The sequence below is a fragment of the Streptomyces sp. BV286 genome, from assembly GCF_019090165.1.
GTDB lineage: Bacteria > Actinomycetota > Actinomycetes > Streptomycetales > Streptomycetaceae > Streptomyces.
Window position 1 is genome coordinate 48090 of the sequence record NZ_JAHRIB010000130.1, and the last position, 17402, is coordinate 65491.

Consider the following 17402-nt stretch of genomic DNA (forward strand, 5'->3'; position numbering starts at 1 on the left):
CGACCTGCTCCTCACCCGTGACGTAGGCTTACCTCGGGTAACCTTACTCCAGAGTAAGCATGGAGCGGGTACCGAGCGAGCGTGCGACCGAGCACATCCGACCGAGCTGGGAGCTGGACCATGGCCGACCGCTATCTGAGCCTCACCGGCACCGCACCCGGCCGCTTCCTGACCCGGCGGCTCGGCCTGCCCCAACCGGCGGCGCTGCGGCGGTGGAGCGCCGAACAGCCTTCCCTGTCAGGACAGTTGCTGCATCTCACCGCGGGCAAGTCCGACCTGGACCTCGCCCCCGTCCTGGCCGGCGCCGGGCCGGAGCCCGGCCCGGAGAGACCCGTCGCGGTCGTCCTGGACGCCACCGGCGTCCGTGGCGTCGAGGCGCTCGCCGAGGTGCACGCGGCGCTCCATCCCGCCCTCCGGTCGGTCGCCGAGAGCGGGCGGATCGTGGTGCTCGGCGCTCCCCCGGACCCCGCCGACCACCACCAGGCGGCCGTGCAGCAGGCACTCGAAGGGTTCGTGCGGTCCCTCGGCAAGGAGATCGGGCGGGGCAGGACCGTGAACCTCGTCCGGCTCACGGACGCGCGCTCGGCCGAGTCGACGCTCCGGTTCCTGCTCTCACCCAGGTCCGCGTACGTCAGTGGGCAGGTGATCGAGGTCGGCGGCGGCGAGGTGACCGCGCCCGAGGACTGGGACAGGCCCCTCGCCGGGCGGACCGCCCTGGTCACCGGGGCCGCGCGCGGGATCGGTGAGGCCGTCGCCCGGACGCTCGCGCGGGACGGGGCGCGGGTGGTGTGCCTGGACGTGCCCGCGGCCGAGGCCGAACTGACCGCGGTCGCCGGGCGGCTCGGCGGTGTCGCCCTTCCGCTGGACATCACGGCGGACGACGCCGGGGCGAGGATCGCCGACGCGCTGCCCGGCCACCTGGACGTCCTCGTCCACAACGCCGGGATCACGCGTGACCGCAGACTGGTCAACATGCCCGCGGAGCGCTGGAGTTCGGTGCTCGACGTCAACCTCGCGAGTGTGCTGCGCACGACCGACGTGCTGCTGTCGGCCGGCACGCTCGGGGCGGGCGGGCGCATCGTGGCGACCGCGTCCATCGCCGGGCTCGCGGGGAACGCCGGACAGACCAACTACGCCGCTTCCAAGGCGGGGATCGTGGGACTCGTACGGTCGCTGGGGCCGCGGGCGCTCGCGGAGTACGGGGTGACGGTGAACGCGGTCGCGCCCGGGTTCATCGAGACGCGCATGACGGCCGCGGTGCCGCTCTTCATCCGTGAGGCGGGGCGGCGGATGAACTCGCTCGCGCAGGGCGGAGCGCCGGTGGACGTGGCCGAGACGACGGCATGGTTCGCGAGCCCCGGATCGGGGGCCGTCAACGGACAGGTCGTCCGGGTCTGCGGCCAGAGCCTGCTGGGAGCGTGAGCGTTCCGCTCGGGGGGCCGATCCGCGGGTCGGCTGCGGCCGGCCGCGCCCACCCGGCAGAGCCGCACGATGTCACAGCCGTCCCCTCCCGGGGCGCTGTCCTTGGCGTGGGCCGTCTGCGGAGCAGGAGAGTCAGTGATGGATGACCTTTCGGATGCCATGAACACCCATGCCCTCACCGGGTCGCCGTCGCTGTGGCCGATGCTCGCCCGGGGCGCCCTTCTCTCGCCGTTCAAGCGGCCTCGGACGGGGGCCACCGCGCCCCGCACCCGTCTGGTCGTCCCCGGTGTCCGGATCGACCTGGGCAGGCTCGCCGCGTACGAGCGGGTCTGCGGATTCGGGGTGGGGGCGGATCAACTGCCCCTGCCCTATCCGCACGTTCTCGGATTCCCGGTCGCGATGCGGCTGATGAGCGAGCGGGCGTTCCCGCTGCCGCTGCTCGGGCTGGTGCACACGTCCATCACGATCACCCAGCACGGGGCGCTCACCGCCACCGGCGAGTACGAACTCGCCGTGCACGTCGAGGGATTGGTCCCCCACAGGCGTGGCACCGAGGCCGTCGTCGTGACCGAGGTGCGGACGGGCGGGGAGCTCGTGTGGGAGTCGCGCAGCACCTATCTGGCACGCCACGGCACCACCGAGGGAGGCACCGGCGGCTCGTCCGCCCTCCGGAGCGTCCGTGAGCGCGAGCCGCTGCCGGTGCTCGCCGAGTGGCGGCTCGCGGGGGATGTCGGGCGGCGGTACGGGGCCGCGTCCGGGGACCGCAATCCGATTCACCTGCACCCCCTCACCGCCCGGCTGTTCGGGTTCCCCCGGGCCGTCGCGCACGGCATGTGGACCGTGGCGCGCTGCCTCGCCGAGCACGGGACGCCCCCGACGGCCATGCTGCGGGCGGAGTTCAAGGCACCGGTACTGCTGCCGGGAACCGTGTCGTACGGGTCCAGGAGCAGCCGCTTCGAGCTGCGCGGCCCGGGCGGCCGGCTCCACCTGACGGGAGAGGTACTGCCACTGCTCTGACCGGGATCTTCCGCTCAGGGTCTCGGCGGTGCTCCGGGGGCCTCCGACCAGGGCCGGCCCTCCATCAGGTCGCCCAGGCCGGCCCAGGCGAAGTTCATCAGGGTCGCGGCCGCCTGCCGGGCGGACACTCCGGGGGTGGCGTTGGCCCATGCGGCGAGGGACTCGGCGGCACCGACGAGGGCTTCCGCGAGGCCCGCGACCTCCCGCTCGGGCAGGGACGGGTCCCGGTGGGCCTCCCGGGCCGCGACCACGATCAGCTCGGTGACGAAGGCCACGATCTCCTCGCGCATCGAGGTGACCTCGGCGGCGAACGGCTCCCCGTGCGTACGCGCCTGGAGGTGCAGCACCGCCCAGCCGTCCGGGTTCTGCGCGGTGTGGGTGAAGAACGCCCGCAGCCCTTCCCAGAGTTGGCGGTCGGCGGGCAGGTCCGGCCGGACTCCGGCACGTACGGCCGCGGTCAGGGCGGCCGCCTCACGGCGGATGCACGCGGTGAAGAGGTCTTCCTTGGAGTTCAGGTACAGGTAGACCAACGGCTTGGAGACGCCCGCCAGGTCGGCGATCTCGTCCATCGACGCGGCCCGGTAGCCCCGCTGCCCGAAGGTCCGCACGGCGGCGTCCAGCATCTGCTGCTCGCGCACGGCACGCGGCATCCGTTTGCTCTTCACTGCACCCATACAGGAAAGAGTATGTTCTGCCGGCGGCTGCGTCGGGGCGAGGTGCGGCCGGCCGTCGTCTTCAGGACGTCTTCAGGACGTCCGGCCCTGGGCCCGTGCCACCTCGTCGACCACCGCGTCCTCCTGGCTGCGGTTGGCCTCCAGGTTGGACTTGACGCGGTCGACGCGCTGCACGATGCGGATCGAGGCGCGGTCGCGCTCCTTGCGGAGGGCCACGAAGCTGATGGGCGCCGAGAGCAGCAGGGCGAGCAGGACGATCCACATGCCGTTCGAGTCGCCGAGGCCGCGCGGGGCGACGCCGGAGTAGACGAGGCCCCAGACGACCACGAGGCAGCCCACGAAGATACCGAGGCGCATCAGTGTGTAGCGGAGCATCTCAATCCACTCTTCTCGTTCCGGACTTCCCGAAGGGCACCGTCCAGTGAAGCACGGTCGGGCCACGATCTTGCAGGGGGGTGCGCTGTGTGCGGGTCCCCCGGCGGCGGCCGCCGGGCCCCTTCAGTGGATGCGGCCCAGGGACAGCAGCATCGTGATGTCGTCCCGCTCCTCGCCCGGCGCGACCCTGATCGCGTCCGGTACGCGGCCGACCTCCTTGTAGCCGCACGAGCCGTAGAACCGCTCCAGGCCCTCGCCGCCGCGGCAGGTGAGACGTATCGCCTCGATGCCCTCCATGCCGCGGGCGGCGTCGGCGGCGGCCGCGAGGAGGTCGCGGCCGTACCCCTTGCCCTGGTGCCTCGGGTGGACCATCACCGTGTAGAGCCACAGCCAGTGCGTCATCAGGCGGTGGGTGTTGCAGGTCAGGAAGGCGGTCGCCGCGACGGTTCCGTCCTCTTCGCGGCCGACCAGCAGGCGCGTGCGGCCCTCGGCCATCGCGACGAGGTGCTTCACGAGTTCCGGCCGTATCGTCTCGCGCGACACGGGGGGTACGAAGCCGACGGAGCCGCCCGCGTTGGACACGTCGGCCCACAGGTCGGCGATGCCGTCCCGCAGGGCGGGGCCGACGGAGGGGTCGAGCTCGAACGTAAGGGCCATGCGGCCAGGTTACTTATTACCCTGGCCGGGGCTCAAGTGACGCCCGATGCGCGGACAGGCGCGGACGAGGCCTCAGAGGCGCATCGGCTGCGGTGTCTCCCTGCGGTCCGCCGCCGCGGGCTCGTACTCGCGGATGATCTCGTACCGCGTGTTCCGCTCGACCGGGCGGAAGCCGGCGTCGCGGATCAGGTCGAGCAGGTCCTCGCGGGTCAGCTTGTTCGGGGTGCCGTAGTTGTCGGCGTCGTGGGTGATCTTGTACTCGACGACCGAGCCGTCCATGTCGTCCGCGCCGTGCTGGAGCGCCAGCTGGGCGGTCTGGACGCCGTGCATGACCCAGAAGACCTTGACGTGCGGGACGTTGTCGAAGAGCAGCCGGGAGACCGCGAAGGTCTTCAGGGCCTCCGCGCCGGTCGCCATCTGCGTACGCGCCTGGAGGCGGTTGCGGACCTTGCCGTCCTTCAGGTCCACGAAGTCGTGCTGGTAGCGCAGCGGGATGAAGACCTGGAAGCCGCCGGTCTCGTCCTGGAGCTCACGCAGCCGCAGGACGTGGTCGACGCGGTGGCGCGGCTCCTCGATGTGCCCGTAGAGCATGGTGCACGGGGTCTTGAGCCCCTTCTCGTGCGCCAGGCGGTGGATGCGCGACCAGTCCTCCCAGTGGGTGCGGTGGTCGACGATGTGCTGCCGGACCTCCCAGTCGAAGATCTCCGCGCCGCCGCCGGTGAGGGCTTCGAGACCGGCGTCGATCAGCTCGTCGAGGATCTCGGAGGCGCTGAGCCCCGAGATCGTCTCGAAATGGTGGATCTCCGTGGCCGTGAACGCCTTCAGGGAGACGTTCGGGAGGGCCTTCTTCAGCTCGCTGAGCGACCGCGGGTAGTAGCGCCACGGCAGGTTCGGGTGCAGGCCGTTGACGATGTGCAGCTCGGTGAGGTTGTCGCCCTCCATCGCCTTCGCGAGACGGACGGCCTCCTCGATGCGCATCGTGTACGCGTCCTTCTCGCCCGGCTTGCGCTGGAACGAGCAGTAGGCGCAGGACGCGGTGCACACGTTCGTCATGTTGAGGTGACGGTTGACGTTGAAGTGGACGACGTCACCGTTCTTACGGGTGCGCACCTCGTGGGCGAGCCCGCCCAGCCAGGCCAGGTCGTCCGACTCGTAGAGCGCGATGCCGTCCTCACGGGTCAGCCGCTCACCGGCCCGGACCTTGTCCTCCAGCTCGCGCTTGAGCCCGACATCCATGCTTCTGCCTCTCCTAGTGACGAACCCTGTCAACCGTACGCCTAGGCCCCCGGCTCCTCCTCGGGCAGCCCGCCCACGCGGTTCTCCCACTTCGTGGAGAGCACGATGGTCGTACGGGTCCGGGAGACGCCCTTGGTTCCCGACAGCCGCCGGATGGTCTTCTCCAGACCGTCCACGTCGGATGCCCGCACCTTGAGCATGAAGGAGTCGTCACCGGCGATGAACCAGCAGTCCTCGATCTCGTGCAGGTCCTTCATCCGGCGGGCCACGTCCTCGTGGTCGGCGGCGTCGGAGAGCGAGATGCCGATGAGGGCGGTGACGCCCAGGCCGAGTGAGGCCGAGTCGACCGTCGCCCGGTAGCCGGTGATGACACCGGCGGCCTCCAGGCGGTTGATGCGGTCGGTGACGCTGGGTCCCGACAGTCCGACGAGGCGTCCCAGCTCCGCGTAGGAGGCCCGGCCGTTCTCCCGGAGAGCCTGGATGAGCTGCCTGTCCACCGCGTCCATGCGATCGATAGCCTTCCGCTGAGGTCCTGAAGTGATGGGTGAGTACCGCTGAGTTGCTCGTGTACCGCTGTGTTCAGGTGGTGCGGGAGCCGCCGCCGAGTTCGCCCGTCCAGCGGCGGTAGAGGGTGTGCCCGACGCCCGCCGCGTCCAGCACCCGCCCGGCGACGAAGTCCACCAGGTCCTGGATGTGCGTGGCCCCCGCGTAGAACGCCGGGGAGGCCGGCAGCACGGTCGCGCCCGCGTCGTCGAGCGTCACCAGGTGCCGCAGCGTCTGCCCGTTGAGCGGGGTCTCCCGCACGGCGACGACCAGCGTGCGCCTCTCCTTGAGCGTGACGCTCGCGGCCCGCTGCAGCAGGTCCTTCGAGAGGCCGAGGGCCACTCCGGCGACACAGGCCGTGGACGCGGGCACGATCAGCATGCCCTTCACCGGGTACGACCCCGAGGACGGCCCCGCCGCCAGGTCCCCGGCGCTCCAGTGCCGCACGTCGTCGACGTCCACCGCGAACGTGCCGGGCTTCCCGTCGGCCCCCCGGCCGAGCCACTCCCGCAGGTCGTCCTGCCAGTGGGCGTCCCGGAAGGAGATCCCGGTCTCGTCGAGCAGCGTGAGCCGCGAGGCCCTCGAGACGACGAGGTCGACGCTCTCACCGGCCGCGAGAAGCGCACGCAGCACGGCAGCCGCATACGGCGTTCCGGACGCGCCGGAGACCCCCACGATCCAAGGCCGACGCTGCGATTCCCCTGCGTTCACACCTTGAGCCTACCGGCGAGTTCCCCCATGGTCCGGACCGGTGGTGCGCCTACGCGTCCGTGGGACGGACCTGGGGTGCCGGGCGCCGCTCCGCACGGCCGCGGCCCGGCGGCCGGGCCGCGCCGTCCTCACACGGTCAGACCGCGAACCAGCAGGTCGAGCAGCGCGCACACGAACAGGGCGATCCCGATGAAGCCGTTGACGCTGAAGAAGGCGCGGTTCACCCGGGACAGGTCGTGCGGGCGGACGATGGAGTGCTCGTAGAGGAAGGCGGCCGTGACGACCACCAGGCCGAGCCAGAAGAAGGCGCCCGCGTCGGTGGCCAGCGCGTACCAGACGAAGAGGCCAGTGGTCACGGCGTGGCAGCCCCTCGCCCCCCAGATCGCGGCCGGGATCCCGAAGCGCGCCGGCACCGACCTGACGCCGATCTCCCGGTCGGTCGTCACGTCCTGGCAGGCGTAGATCAGGTCGAATCCGCCGATCCAGATACCGACGGCGAGCCCCAGGATCACCGCGTCCCACGACCACTCGCCGGTGATGGCGAGCCAGCCGCCGATCGGGCCCATCGCCTGGGCGAGACCCAGGATGGCCTGCGGGAAGTTCGTGAACCGCTTCCCGTACGGGTACACGACCATCGGGATCACGGCGATGGGCGCGAGGGCCAGGCACAGCGGGTTGAGCAGGGCCGCGGCGCCCAGGAAGAAGACGAGGGCGACGAGGGCGCCCGTCCACGCGTGCTTCACCGTCATCGCGCCGGTGACCAGCTCGCGGTGGGCCGTACGGGGGTTGCGCGCGTCGATCTCGCGGTCGATGATCCGGTTCGCGGCCATGGCGAAGGTGCGCAGGCCCACCATCGCGATCGTCACCAGCAGCAGCCGCCCCCACTGGATGTTGCCGTCCGTCAGGAACATGGCCGTCAGCGCCGCGATGTACGCGAAGGGCAGCGCGAAGACGGAGTGCTCGATCATGACGAGGCGCAGGAACGCCTTGGTGCGCCCCGGCTGCGGGATCGCGGCTGATGCGCTGCTCACGAGAGTCCGTACTCCTTCCAGCGGCGGTCGACCTTCGCCGCCGTCTCCGGGTCCGAGAGAACCATCTCGGGCCAGCCGCCGTCCCGTGTGTAGCCCTCCTCGGGCCACTTCCTGGTGGCGTCGATGCCCGCCTTGCCGCCCCAGAACTGCTGGTACGAGGCGTGGTCGAGGTGGTCGACCGGGCCCTCGACGACCGTGAGGTCCCGGGAGTAGTCGGTGTTGCCGAGCGCACGCCAGGCGACCTCGTGCAGGTCGTGGACGTCGCAGTCGGAGTCGACGACCACGATCAGCTTGGTCAGGGACATCATGTGGGCGCCCCAGACGGCGTGCATCACCTTCTGGGCGTGTTTGGGGTACTTCTTGTCGATCGCGACGATCGCGCAGTTGTGGAAGCCGCCCGCCTCGGGGAGGTGGTAGTCCACGATGTCCGGCACGATGATCTTGAGGAGGGGGAGGAAGAACCTCTCCGTCGCCCGGCCCAGCGGGCCGTCCTCGGTCGGCGGGCGGCCGACCACGATCGACTGGAGCAGCGGCCGCTTGCGCATGGTCACGCAGTCGATGGTGAGGGCCGGGAAGGGCTCCTGCGGCGTGTAGAAGCCGGTGTGGTCGCCGAAGGGCCCCTCGGGGAGCATCTCCCCCGGCTCCAGCCAGCCCTCCAGGACGACCTCGGCGTTCGCCGGCACCTGAAGCGGCACCGTCTTGCAGTCGACCATCTCGATCCGCTTGCCCTGGATGAACCCGGCGAAGAGGTACTCGTCGATGTCACCGGGCAGCGGGGCGGTCGAGGCGTACGTCACGGCGGGCGGGCAGCCGAAGGCGATGGCGACCGGGAGACGCTCGCCCTTCCTCGCCGCCACCTGGTAGTGGTTGCGGCTGTCCTTGTGGATCTGCCAGTGCATGCCGATGGTGCGCTTGTCGTGGCGCTGCAGGCGGTAGAGCCCGAGGTTGCGGATGCCGGACTCGGGGTCCTTGGTGTGGGTGAGTCCGAGGTTGAAGAAGGACCCGCCGTCCTGCGGCCAGGTGAAGAGCGCGGGCAGCTGGTCGAGGTCCACGTCCTCGCCGCGGAGCACGACCTCCTGGACGGGCGCGTCCTTCACCTTCTTCGGCGGTACGTGTGTCATGGCGCCGAGCTTCCCGAAGGCCTCACGCACGCCGACGAAGCCCTGCGGCAGCTCGGGCCTGAGCAGCCCGCCGATCTTCTCGCTGATGTCCGCGTACGACTTCAGGCCGAGCGATTTGAGGAGGCGGCGGTCCGTCCCGAAGACGTTCATCGCGAGGGGCATCGCCGATCCGCGCACGTTCTCGAAGAGCAGCGCGGGGCCGCCCGCCTTCTGTACGCGGTCGACGATCTCCCCGACCTCCAGGTACGGGTCCACCTCGGCCTTGATGCGCTGGAGGTCGCCCTCGCGCTCCAGCGCCCGGAGTAGCGAGCGAAGATCGTCGTAAGCCATGCGTTCCAGTATCGGCCACTCGCTACCCTGGCTCTGTAACGGGGGCCGCTCAGCCGGCCCCGATCTCCGCACGCATCTCCACAGCAGGGGGACCACCGCATGCTTCGGGTGCTGATGATCCTGGTGCCGCTGGCACTCAGCATCTATGCGTTCATCGACTGCATCACCACCGATGAGAAGGACGTCCGCTACATCCCGAAGCCCCTCTGGGCGATCCTGGTACTGCTGTTCCCGCTCGTCGGTTCCATCTCCTGGCTGATCGTCGGCCGTGCCCGAACCCCGCACGGCGCCTCCTCGTCGCGCCGGGGCGGCTGGGTCGCGCCCGACGACAACCCCGAGTTCCTCAAGTCCCTCAAGGACGAGAGCGCCGAGGACGACAGGAAGAGCGACGGCAAGAAGAGCGACGGCAAGGACGACACCGACGGCGAGGACCCCGAGGACTCCGCCCCACCGAAGTCCTGACGGGCGGCGGGGCGGCGGGGGCCGGTCGGCTCCCCGCAGTCAGCTCCCCGCGGCCGTGGCCAGGCGGTAGAAGGCCTGGGTGGTGCGCGGGTGGGCCATCTCGTCCAGCAGGTGCCGCCACTCCGGGTCGTCGGCCGCGGCGGAGTGCACGCGGTCCCACGCCGCGAGCAGCGGGGCGAGTTCACCCTCGGCCGTCACGGCGACGGTGGACGGGACGACGGCGGACGGGTCGGTCGCGAGGATGTCCATGAGGCTTTCCTTCCGGGCGGGGAGGCCATGAGCCCCTGGGAGCGTCTGGGTTCAACCATCCCGCCACCGCGCCCCGGCCACCATGAAGCGACCTCCCCGGCCGGTGGTGCAGCCAGCACCACCATGCGCCTTCCGGAGCGGATCCGTCCGCCGGTCAGCGCACGGCCGCCACGAACGCCGACCAGGCGCTCCGCCTGATCAGCAGGGTGGGGCCTTCAGGGGTCTTGCTGTCACGCACGGGGACGAAGTCGGGGAAATCGGGGGCCACTTCGATGCAGTTGCCGCCGTTGTCGCCGCTGTAGCTGCTCTTCATCCAGGTCGCCGCGCTCAGCTCGTGCCCGTCCATGATCCTCGTACCCCTCCATCACGTCGCTGATCAGCGCGGCGGATTCGCGAGCTGACGGAGCGTCCGCCCTGAGCACATCATAGGTATGGCTGTGGCCCGCGTAGACGGCCGGATCGTCGTTGAAATGGCCACGGTCCAGAGACTCGGAGTAGACCCATTGCGCCCCCTCCGGCAGCATGATCAACGACATGGACGTGTTGGGGTGCACGAGTCCGGCGAGGGCTGCCGGGGCGACCTGAATGTGAGTGTTGGGGTGTTGGCCGACGCGCAGCAGGTGTGCGCACTGGTCGCGCATGACGGCCGGACCACCCACCGCGTTGTGCAGACAACTCTCGTCCAGCACGACTGAGTAGTACGGGCCGTCGGACTCCAGGAAGCGCTGCTGTCGACTCAGTCGGGCCCGGACCCGTTCCTCCACTTCCTCAGCCCCCGCCAAGCGGCGACTGAACAGCGCACGCATGTAGCTCTCGGTCTGCAACAGACCAGGCATGACCTGGACTTGGTACTCCCGCAACGCCACCGCCACCCCGTCCATCTCGGCCCGGCGTCTGAACCAGTCCGGGTGTTCCACCTGCGGGTACCAGTCGATGCGGCTCCACAGCCTCGCCAACACCCCACCGGTGTCCAGCAGTTCGTCGCAGGACTTCGCGAACGTGTCCTGCGGGACCCGGGTCCCGGCCTCCACCCGCGCCACGTGCGAGCGGTCGCACGGAATCCGGCGGGCCAGTCCCTCCTGCGTGAAGTCGGCCGCCTCGCGGAAGTGCTTGAGCACCTCCCCGAACACCGCGGCGGTCGTGGCCGCCGAACCCCCTTCGGCATTGCGTCGGCTCACAGGGCCCGCCCCCTCCGTGACAGTGCGCCAATGACACGCGTCGTGCGTTGAAACCAGCGGTTCCGTTCAGCGACGCTGGGTGCACACAGCGTAGTGATCCAGCGTACGGAGCGTCAGTGGAAGCAGAAACAGCACCGGAGCCCGGGACCCTCGTCTACGACCTGGTGGCACGGCGGGTCGGCGAGTACCGGGACACGACGGGCCCGTACGCGATGCTGCGGCCCGTCGGTGGCGGCCGGGAGTGGCAGGCCGACCCGGGGAGGATCCGCCCGGCCACGGCCGAGGAGCGGCTGGCGGCGGCCCTGCGGGCGGCCAACGCGCGTTCGGGGCGGGCACTGTGACGTCACGCCGGGCGGACGAGGGGTACGGCGAGGACCGGGAGGACCGGGAGGGCCACGGGGATCGTCGGCCCGTATCCGTATCCGTATCCGCGTCCGTGATCGTGCCCGTCCCCGTTCCGGGTTGCCCGGTGTGCACCGAGCTCGCGATACGCCGTGACGACGCCCGTGCCCGCTTCGACCGCAGCGCGGTGACCGACAGCGACGTACTGCTGGGACGGCATCTGCGGACGGAGCACGACGCGCCGGTCCACCGGCCCGCCGGTGCCCCCGGAACCCGGTGACTCCGGCTACCCGGCCTCGGGTGTGGCACCGTCGATGCTTGCGGCGGCCGACGGCTCCAGGCCCGTCCGCGTCGGATACGTGGACGGCGCGGTGGTCGGTGCCGATGTGGCGCTGGGTGTGGGCGGCTGCCTGCTCGGGGCGGTCTCGGGCGGGACGGCCGTCGTACCGGGACTCGGGGTCCCGGTCGTGTCGTCGGCGGGGGACTTGGCGGGCCCGGGCGTCGACGGCAGGCTGGGCTCGTCCGAAGGGCTGCTCGTGGGCGCCGGGGCGAGAGGAACCTGCGGGGACACGGGAGTGTCGGGGCCCGCGAAGCGCAGCGGCAGCGCGACCAGAGCGGTGACCGCGCACAGCAGGCCGGCTCCGGCCGCGACCCGGAGCATCCGGCGGCGGACCGCCCCGCGGCGGATCTCCTCGAACCGGCCGGCGGGCGGACCGAGGTAGTCGGTGGTGGGCCGCATGATGACGGCCAGCGGGTCGTCGGGATCGAACTCCGGGCCGTCGTCAGAGTGTGTGATCAACGCTTCTCCTCAGATGGGCGCGGAGCAGTTCTCGGGCCGCGTGGAGGTCGGCCTTGATGGTTCCTTCCTTGCGCCCGGTCAGCACGGACACCTCCCGGATCGGCATGTCAGCGTAGTAGTGCAGCAGGATCGGCACGCGCAGTCGCTCCGGCAGCGACTGCACGAGCAGGCGCACCGACGGGTCGTCCTGTTCGGCCTCCGGCCGGACGGCGACCTCGGCCGTCGCACGGCGCACCGCTTTGCGTTCGCGCTCCATTTTGCGCCAGTGGTCCCGGACGATGTTGGCCGCGGTGACGTAGAGGAACCCGCGGGGCTCCGCCACGGACGTCCAGCGGGCCCAGAGCCGGGTGAACGCCTCCGAGGCGACCTCGTGCGCCGTCTCGTCGTCGTCGACCAGGCGGCGGCACCAGCCGGCCAGGCGCGGGTAGAGGGCGGCGAACAGCTCGGACGCTGCCTCCTCGCGGGACCGTTTCAACGCTCTCCATGGTCGTGATGCACTCGGGGCACCGGCAGTACTCGCGACACTCGCGGTACGTGCGGCACTCGCTGTCCTCGTGGGAGAGGATCCCGGGCCGTGGACGTACGGTTCCACCGGCCCGGAATCCGCAGTGCGGGTCAGGGACTCGCCGGGTTCAGCGCGGCGAAGACGATCACGCTGTCGCGGTACCCGTCGCCGGTGCGAGGGCCGCCGCACGTGATGAGCCGCAGCTCGGGACGGCCCACGTCCCCGTACACGTCGTCCGTCGGGAACTCGGCCTGGGCGACCGTCCGTACGGCGGTGACGGTGAACTCCGCCGACCTGCCGTTCTCCAGGCGCGTCACGATCGGGTCGCCCCGCCGCAGTTGCCCGAGACGCCGGAAGACACCGTCCCCGTAGTCGCCGACCGTGGCGTGGCCGAGGATCACGGACGGGCCGACCTGTCCGGGCGTCGGCGAGTGCCGGTACCAGCCCGCCCGGTCGTCGGCCTCGATCGGGGGCACCTGCGCGCTGCCGTCGGAGGCCAGCCCCAGCCGCATGACCGGGGTGTCGACCTCGATGGCCGGGATGCGCAGCCCGACCGGGACCGACCGGGCGAGGGCCCGCACGGACTTCCCGGAGGGCCGCGATGGCGGTGGCGCGCTCTCGCGGCCGGTGCCCCCGGTCCCTTCGGACTCCCTGACGCCCTCTCCTCCCGCGCAGCCCACGAGCAGGGAGGCCATCGCCGCGGTGACGAGGGCGCGCCTGGAGAGCGTGGTCACGCCTCGTTCGCCTGTCGGCGGCGTACGAGGTAGACGGCCGCGCCGCCGCCCACGAGGACCGCGGCGGCGCCTCCGCCGATCAGCCCGGTGGCGCTGCCGGACTCCGAGGCGGCCTCACCGGTGTCGGGCGCTCCGCTCGGTACGACGGAGACCTCACTGCCGGACGGCGCCCTGGTCGGTTCGGCGCTCGCGGGCAGGGACGCCTCCGGGGTGGGGGCCGTGGTCGGTTCGCCGGGGCTCGGCGCGGCACTCGGCGCGGCGGTGGTGGCGGGGGTGGGAGAGGTCCCGTCGGCGAAGGCGGGCACCGCGCCGGCCAGCACGGCGGTGCAGGCAAGTACCAGGACGCTGAGGACAGTTCGGCGCATGAGTAGCTCTCTTTCATCGGTCCGTCCGCGCTGGTGCGCGGCGGGCTGCTTGACGGATCGAGCGAAGAGACGAGACAGCGACCGGACAGGTTGTAAAGAGATGGCAAAGTCCTCGAACGCGGTGCGTACCGCGGGCGGGGCGCCGTTACTTGACGTGCCGCGCGACCTTGGTGGCGCCGTTCAGCACGTGTTCGAGCGGGCCCCGGCGGAAGAAACGCGACCAGACGACGGCCAGGAGCGTCACGGCCACGCTGAAGCCGAGCAGGACGCGCAGCGAGGGGCCGGGGAGTTCGTCGATGCCGAGGAAGTGGATGCCGACGACGTGGAAGACGTACGCCGTCAGGGACATCGAGCCGACCGCGACGACCGGGGCGGCCAGGCGGCGGAAGCGGGGCAGGCACTCGACCGCGGCGACACAGGCGACGAGCACGGCGAGGGCGACGCCGGTGTTGCCGAGGACGGAGAGGGTGGTCTCGCTGTGCGGGGAGGCCGCCCAGAGCCAGGCCGTGGTGTCGCCGCTCGGGTAGCCGGCCGTGTCCGACCACCACAGGGACAGGGGCGAGCCGGAACCGTACCCCTCCTCGCGGATGCTCTCGGTGAGGGCGCCGCGCACCCCGGGGACCAGGTGCAGGGCCAGCCACGAGCCGCCGTACCCGAGCACGGCCAGTCCGACGCCCGTGACGGCCAGCCGGGCGCGAACCGCCGCGGAGGCGAGGTCGAGGCGGGCCACCGCCATGCCCGCGAGGACGAACGGGATCCAGGCCAGTGCCGGGTAACTCCCGGTGAACAACAGCTCGATGAAGCCGTCGGTGCCGCTGACGCGGGCCAGCGGGTCGTACTGGACGGCGGTGTCGGACCAGGTGCCGTCGTAGACCGACTGCTGGGCGGTGTAAAGGAGTTGGGGCAGCAGCAGGGCCGTGCCGGCGGCGAGGGCGGCCAGGGTGGCGGGGCGCAGCCGGTAGAAGGGCAGGACCATGACGAAGAAGAGGCCGTAGTAGGCGAGGATCACCTCGACCGGGGTGCCGGTGGAGGTCAGCCAGGTGCCGACGGCGAGCAGGACGGCGGCCCGGATCAGCACCTTGGCGACGGCCTGGCGTCCCTCGCGGCCCGTCCTCGGCGCCCGGCGGCCGGTCATGAGGATGATCGAGAAGCCCGCCAGGAACGCGAAGAGCGCGGAGGCACGGCCGTGGGCCAGTTCCATCACGAAGCCGGTGGCCCCGCCGACGGAGGGGTCGGGGCCGACGTGGGCCGCGTACATGCCGAAGACGGCGAGGCCGCGGGCGAGGTCGACACCGACGAGCCGGCCGGCCCCGGCGGCCCGCCCCGCCGGGGCCGGGCCGTCAGCCGCGAGCGGATGCTCGGCGGGGACCGGACGCCCCGCCGGGAACGAGCGCTTCCCCGGGGCCGGATGATCTGCCGGGGCCGGATGATTGGTCGAGGTCGGGCGATCCGTCGAAGTCGGGTGATTCGTCGAGGCCGGATGATCATCCGTCGAGGTCGGACGCTGTGCCGGGATCGGGTGGTCGGCGGGTACCGGAGCGGTGTCGGCTGCCGGGGCGACGGCAGGTGTGGCGCGCTCCGAGGCGTTCTGCGTCATGCTTCCATGCTCGGAGGAGCGCGGGTCGTGGCCCATCCGCCGGGCGTCCGGCGACCCCCCGCCGAGCGGCCGGACCCACCCCGCCGGACGGCGGATCCAGGAGCCTTCGGGCGCTCGCGCGTGGTTCGGTGTGCCTAGGCTTGGCCCGAAATCGACGGGCGGGCGAGGAGACGGAACGCGAGTGATCCGGGTTCAGGTAGTGGACGACGAGGCGCTGATCCGGTCCGGCTTCGAACTGATTCTCAACGCGGCCGCCGACATCGAGGTCGTCGCCACCTCCACCGGCGCCGAGGCCGCCGACACGGTGAAGCGGCTGCGGCCCGACGTGGTGCTGCTGGACATCCGGATGCCGGACGTGGACGGGCTGACCGTACTGCGGGAGATCCGGACGATGCCCGACGCCCCGGTGGTGGCGATGCTGACCACCTTCGACTCCGACGAGTACATCGTGACGGCCCTGCGGTCGGGTGCGGCCGGGTTCATCCTCAAGGACACCGAGCCGGAACAGCTGGCGCAGCTCGTGAGGACGCTCGCGGCCGGCGGGGTGGTGCTCTCGCCGAAGGCGTCCCGGTCGATGCTGCACGGCCACCCCGGGCACGGGACCGACGACGACCCGGGCGTACGGCGGGTCGGTCTGCTCAGCGAACGTGAGCGCGAGGTGCTCGTGCTGGTCGCCGAGGGGCTCTCCAACGCCGACGTCGGGGCGCGGATCCACCTCAGCGCGGGCACGGTCAAGGACCACGTCAGCGCGATCCTCACCAAACTGCGGGTGGGCAGCCGGGTCCAGGCGGCGCTGCTCGCGCAGCGGGCGGGGCTACTCGACGGGCAGGGCCCCGGGGGGACTCTCGGCCGGGGCCCCGGGCAGCGCGGGGACACCGAGCGGTGAAGGCCGTACGGCCGGTGCTGGACCGGATTCCCGTGCGGGCCGTCCTGATCGACGCCCTGCTCGTCGCCTTCGCGTCCGTGGACGTCTGGCTCCAGCTCGAGTACGACACCCCGCTGGAGGTGGCCCTGTCGGCCGCCGCCTGCGCGGCGCTGGCCCTGCGGCGGCGGTTCCCGCTGACGGTGTTCGTGCTGTCGCTGCCCGCCGCGCTGTTCTCGTCGGTCGTGGTGGCGCCCCTGGCCGCCCTCTACACGCTGGCCGAGCGCAGCCGGGACCGGCGGCTGCTCATCGTCTGCGCCACCGCGTCGGCGGTGGCCTCCGCGCTGCCGTGGCCACTGTCGGAGTACGCGACGGACGACCGCATCTGGACGTTCATCGACTTCGTCTACCTGCTGGCCACGGCGGCCGCCCCGGTCTTCCTGGGGCAGCTGGTCCAGGCCCGGCGCGACGCCGCGGCCCGGCTGGCCGAGGTCGAGGAGGCCCGGGAGCACGAGCGCCTGCTGCACGCCCAGGGCGTACTGGCCCGCGAACGGGCCCAGCTGGCCCGGGAGATGCACGACGTCGTCTCCCACCAGGTGAGCCTCATCGCCGTGCGGGCCGGGGCCCTCCAGGTCGGCGCGAAGGACGCCGAGACGAGTGAGGCGGCCCGGACGATCCGCGAGCTCAGCGTGACCACGCTGGACGAACTGCGGCACATGGTCACGCTGTTGCGTGCCTCCGGCGGCCGGGCGACCGAGCTGACTCCGCAGCCGACCCTGGCCGAGCTGCGGCAACTGGTCGACACGAGCGGCATCGAGGTGACACTGGAGGGTGAACTGCCGTCCGGTATCGGGGCCCCGGCCCAGCGCGCGGTCTACCGGACCGTGCAGGAGGCCCTCACGAACGTACGCAAGCACGCGCCCGGCGCCACCGCGACGGTCCGGCTGTGGCAGGAGGGCGACGAGCTCGGCGTGACGGTCACCAACACTCCGCCGACCCGCCCCACGCTCGAACTGCCCGGCTCCCAGCAGGGACTGGTCGGCCTCGGCGAGCGGGCCGAGAACCTCGCCGGTGCCTTCGAGGCGGGCCCCACGGCCACCGGCGGCTACCGCGCCCACCTGCGGCTGCCCGCGGAACCCGACTGAACCCGCGCACGGGAGCGGTCACGTGCTGCCGGGCGGGAGCGGACTCC

General features: G+C 71.7%; 23 protein-coding genes. 7 read left to right on the forward strand and 16 right to left on the reverse strand.

Going from position 1 to position 17402, the window contains the following annotated elements:
• The first annotated feature begins 120 nt into the window (after positions 1-120).
• Positions 121-1422, forward strand: a complete 1302-nt coding sequence (locus KUF83_RS17750) for a 3-oxoacyl-ACP reductase (protein WP_217455756.1) — start codon at positions 121-123, stop codon at positions 1420-1422.
• A gap of 138 nt (positions 1423-1560) precedes the next feature.
• Positions 1561-2439 carry a MaoC/PaaZ C-terminal domain-containing protein gene (locus KUF83_RS17755; protein ID WP_254644004.1) on the forward strand — a complete coding sequence of 293 codons (879 nt, stop codon included), beginning with the start codon at positions 1561-1563 and terminating at the stop codon, positions 2437-2439.
• A gap of 14 nt (positions 2440-2453) precedes the next feature.
• Here KUF83_RS17755 and KUF83_RS17760 read toward each other — a convergent pair whose 3' ends face one another.
• From KUF83_RS17760 to KUF83_RS17795, 8 genes are all read right to left on the reverse strand, one after another.
• Positions 2454-3113, reverse strand: a complete 660-nt coding sequence (locus KUF83_RS17760) for a TetR/AcrR family transcriptional regulator (RefSeq protein ID WP_217455678.1) — start codon at positions 3111-3113, stop codon at positions 2454-2456.
• A gap of 72 nt (positions 3114-3185) precedes the next feature.
• A complete protein-coding gene (locus KUF83_RS17765; protein WP_217455679.1) occupies positions 3186-3488 on the reverse strand; it encodes a DUF4229 domain-containing protein in 303 nt (100 codons plus the stop codon).
• Positions 3489-3611: 123 nt separating this feature from the next.
• Positions 3612-4145, reverse strand: coding sequence for a GNAT family N-acetyltransferase (locus tag KUF83_RS17770; RefSeq protein WP_217455680.1), 534 nt, complete (start codon positions 4143-4145; stop codon positions 3612-3614).
• 72 nt (positions 4146-4217) lie between these two features.
• The gene (gene mqnE, locus KUF83_RS17775) at positions 4218-5381 is read right to left on the reverse strand and encodes an aminofutalosine synthase MqnE (protein ID WP_217455681.1); all 1164 of its coding nucleotides are present in this window, start codon (positions 5379-5381) and stop codon (positions 4218-4220) included.
• Positions 5382-5422: 41 nt separating this feature from the next.
• Positions 5423-5887, reverse strand: coding sequence for an Lrp/AsnC family transcriptional regulator (locus KUF83_RS17780; protein WP_217455682.1), 465 nt, complete (start codon positions 5885-5887; stop codon positions 5423-5425).
• Between the two features lie 73 nt (positions 5888-5960).
• Positions 5961-6635 carry a UbiX family flavin prenyltransferase gene (locus tag KUF83_RS17785; RefSeq protein ID WP_217455683.1) on the reverse strand — a complete coding sequence of 225 codons (675 nt, stop codon included), beginning with the start codon at positions 6633-6635 and terminating at the stop codon, positions 5961-5963.
• Positions 6636-6763: 128 nt separating this feature from the next.
• Positions 6764-7666 (reverse strand): menaquinone biosynthesis prenyltransferase MqnP, encoded by a 903-nt coding sequence (mqnP, locus tag KUF83_RS17790; RefSeq protein ID WP_217455684.1) that lies wholly within the window; start codon positions 7664-7666, stop codon positions 6764-6766.
• A complete protein-coding gene (locus tag KUF83_RS17795; RefSeq protein ID WP_217455685.1) occupies positions 7663-9117 on the reverse strand; it encodes a menaquinone biosynthesis decarboxylase in 1455 nt (484 codons plus the stop codon). The genes mqnP and KUF83_RS17795 overlap by 4 nt, the downstream gene beginning before the upstream one ends.
• Before the next feature lie 99 nt (positions 9118-9216).
• Between KUF83_RS17795 and KUF83_RS17800 the strand changes: the two genes are divergently transcribed.
• Positions 9217-9579 carry a PLD nuclease N-terminal domain-containing protein gene (locus tag KUF83_RS17800; RefSeq protein ID WP_217455686.1) on the forward strand — a complete coding sequence of 121 codons (363 nt, stop codon included), beginning with the start codon at positions 9217-9219 and terminating at the stop codon, positions 9577-9579.
• Positions 9580-9618: 39 nt separating this feature from the next.
• On the opposite strand, the gene KUF83_RS17805 is transcribed toward KUF83_RS17800, so the two are convergent.
• From KUF83_RS17805 to KUF83_RS17810, 3 genes are all read right to left on the reverse strand, one after another.
• The gene (locus KUF83_RS17805; RefSeq protein WP_217455763.1) at positions 9619-9828 is read right to left on the reverse strand and encodes a hypothetical protein; all 210 of its coding nucleotides are present in this window, start codon (positions 9826-9828) and stop codon (positions 9619-9621) included.
• 154 nt (positions 9829-9982) lie between these two features.
• The gene (locus tag KUF83_RS41980; RefSeq protein WP_308403036.1) at positions 9983-10096 is read right to left on the reverse strand and encodes a DUF397 domain-containing protein; all 114 of its coding nucleotides are present in this window, start codon (positions 10094-10096) and stop codon (positions 9983-9985) included.
• Entirely contained in the window at positions 10059-11006 is a 948-nt protein-coding gene (locus tag KUF83_RS17810) for a helix-turn-helix transcriptional regulator (RefSeq protein WP_217455687.1), read from the reverse strand. The genes KUF83_RS41980 and KUF83_RS17810 overlap by 38 nt, the downstream gene beginning before the upstream one ends.
• A 116-nt stretch (positions 11007-11122) precedes the next feature.
• On the opposite strand from KUF83_RS17810, the gene KUF83_RS17815 reads away from it, so the two are divergent.
• Both KUF83_RS17815 and KUF83_RS17820 read left to right on the forward strand, forming a co-directional pair.
• Complete coding sequence (locus KUF83_RS17815; RefSeq protein ID WP_217455688.1) at positions 11123-11347, forward strand: hypothetical protein; 225 nt, start codon at positions 11123-11125, stop codon at positions 11345-11347.
• A 128-nt stretch (positions 11348-11475) separates the two neighbouring features.
• Positions 11476-11628 carry a hypothetical protein gene (locus tag KUF83_RS17820; RefSeq protein WP_217455689.1) on the forward strand — a complete coding sequence of 51 codons (153 nt, stop codon included), beginning with the start codon at positions 11476-11478 and terminating at the stop codon, positions 11626-11628.
• Positions 11629-11634: 6 nt separating this feature from the next.
• Here KUF83_RS17820 and KUF83_RS17825 read toward each other — a convergent pair whose 3' ends face one another.
• From KUF83_RS17825 to KUF83_RS17845, 5 genes are all read right to left on the reverse strand, one after another.
• Positions 11635-12147: a hypothetical protein gene (locus tag KUF83_RS17825; RefSeq protein WP_217455690.1), complete on the reverse strand. Its 513-nt coding sequence runs from the start codon at positions 12145-12147 to the stop codon at positions 11635-11637.
• Positions 12131-12622 (reverse strand): RNA polymerase sigma factor, encoded by a 492-nt coding sequence (locus KUF83_RS17830; protein ID WP_217455691.1) that lies wholly within the window; start codon positions 12620-12622, stop codon positions 12131-12133. The genes KUF83_RS17825 and KUF83_RS17830 overlap by 17 nt, the downstream gene beginning before the upstream one ends.
• A gap of 140 nt (positions 12623-12762) precedes the next feature.
• Positions 12763-13386 carry a class F sortase gene (locus KUF83_RS17835; protein ID WP_217455692.1) on the reverse strand — a complete coding sequence of 208 codons (624 nt, stop codon included), beginning with the start codon at positions 13384-13386 and terminating at the stop codon, positions 12763-12765.
• Positions 13383-13751 carry a Tat pathway signal sequence domain protein gene (locus tag KUF83_RS17840; protein WP_217455693.1) on the reverse strand — a complete coding sequence of 123 codons (369 nt, stop codon included), beginning with the start codon at positions 13749-13751 and terminating at the stop codon, positions 13383-13385. The genes KUF83_RS17835 and KUF83_RS17840 overlap by 4 nt, the downstream gene beginning before the upstream one ends.
• A gap of 145 nt (positions 13752-13896) precedes the next feature.
• On the reverse strand, positions 13897-15348 hold the full coding sequence (locus tag KUF83_RS17845; RefSeq protein WP_217455694.1) for a heparan-alpha-glucosaminide N-acetyltransferase domain-containing protein: 1452 nt from the start codon (positions 15346-15348) through the stop codon (positions 13897-13899).
• A 181-nt stretch (positions 15349-15529) separates the two neighbouring features.
• Here KUF83_RS17845 and KUF83_RS17850 point away from each other — a divergent pair, with 181 nt between their 5' ends.
• Both KUF83_RS17850 and KUF83_RS17855 read left to right on the forward strand, forming a co-directional pair.
• Complete coding sequence (locus KUF83_RS17850) at positions 15530-16234, forward strand: response regulator transcription factor (protein WP_217455695.1); 705 nt, start codon at positions 15530-15532, stop codon at positions 16232-16234.
• Positions 16231-17355 (forward strand): histidine kinase, encoded by a 1125-nt coding sequence (locus KUF83_RS17855; protein WP_308403037.1) that lies wholly within the window; start codon positions 16231-16233, stop codon positions 17353-17355. Before KUF83_RS17850 ends, KUF83_RS17855 begins: the two co-directional genes overlap by 4 nt.
• Positions 17356-17402 lie beyond the last annotated feature (47 nt).

What these genes read in the sequence shown, in the direction of transcription:
- KUF83_RS17750 (WP_217455756.1), top strand. Translation starts at nt 121, where the DNA reads ATGGCCGACCGCTATCTGAGCCTCACCGGCACCGCACCCGGCCGCTTC.
- KUF83_RS17755 (WP_254644004.1), top strand. Translation starts at nt 1,561, where the DNA reads ATGGATGACCTTTCGGATGCCATGAACACCCATGCCCTCACCGGGTCG.
- KUF83_RS17760 (WP_217455678.1), bottom strand. Translation starts at nt 3,113, where the DNA reads ATGGGTGCAGTGAAGAGCAAACGGATGCCGCGTGCCGTGCGCGAGCAG.
- KUF83_RS17765 (WP_217455679.1), bottom strand. Translation starts at nt 3,488, where the DNA reads ATGCTCCGCTACACACTGATGCGCCTCGGTATCTTCGTGGGCTGCCTC.
- KUF83_RS17770 (WP_217455680.1), bottom strand. Translation starts at nt 4,145, where the DNA reads ATGGCCCTTACGTTCGAGCTCGACCCCTCCGTCGGCCCCGCCCTGCGG.
- mqnE (WP_217455681.1), bottom strand. Translation starts at nt 5,381, where the DNA reads ATGGATGTCGGGCTCAAGCGCGAGCTGGAGGACAAGGTCCGGGCCGGT.
- KUF83_RS17780 (WP_217455682.1), bottom strand. Translation starts at nt 5,887, where the DNA reads ATGGACGCGGTGGACAGGCAGCTCATCCAGGCTCTCCGGGAGAACGGC.
- KUF83_RS17795 (WP_217455685.1), bottom strand. Translation starts at nt 9,117, where the DNA reads ATGGCTTACGACGATCTTCGCTCGCTACTCCGGGCGCTGGAGCGCGAG.
- KUF83_RS17800 (WP_217455686.1), top strand. Translation starts at nt 9,217, where the DNA reads ATGCTTCGGGTGCTGATGATCCTGGTGCCGCTGGCACTCAGCATCTAT.
- KUF83_RS17805 (WP_217455763.1), bottom strand. Translation starts at nt 9,828, where the DNA reads ATGGACATCCTCGCGACCGACCCGTCCGCCGTCGTCCCGTCCACCGTC.
- KUF83_RS17840 (WP_217455693.1), bottom strand. Translation starts at nt 13,751, where the DNA reads ATGCGCCGAACTGTCCTCAGCGTCCTGGTACTTGCCTGCACCGCCGTG.
- KUF83_RS17845 (WP_217455694.1), bottom strand. Translation starts at nt 15,348, where the DNA reads ATGACGCAGAACGCCTCGGAGCGCGCCACACCTGCCGTCGCCCCGGCA.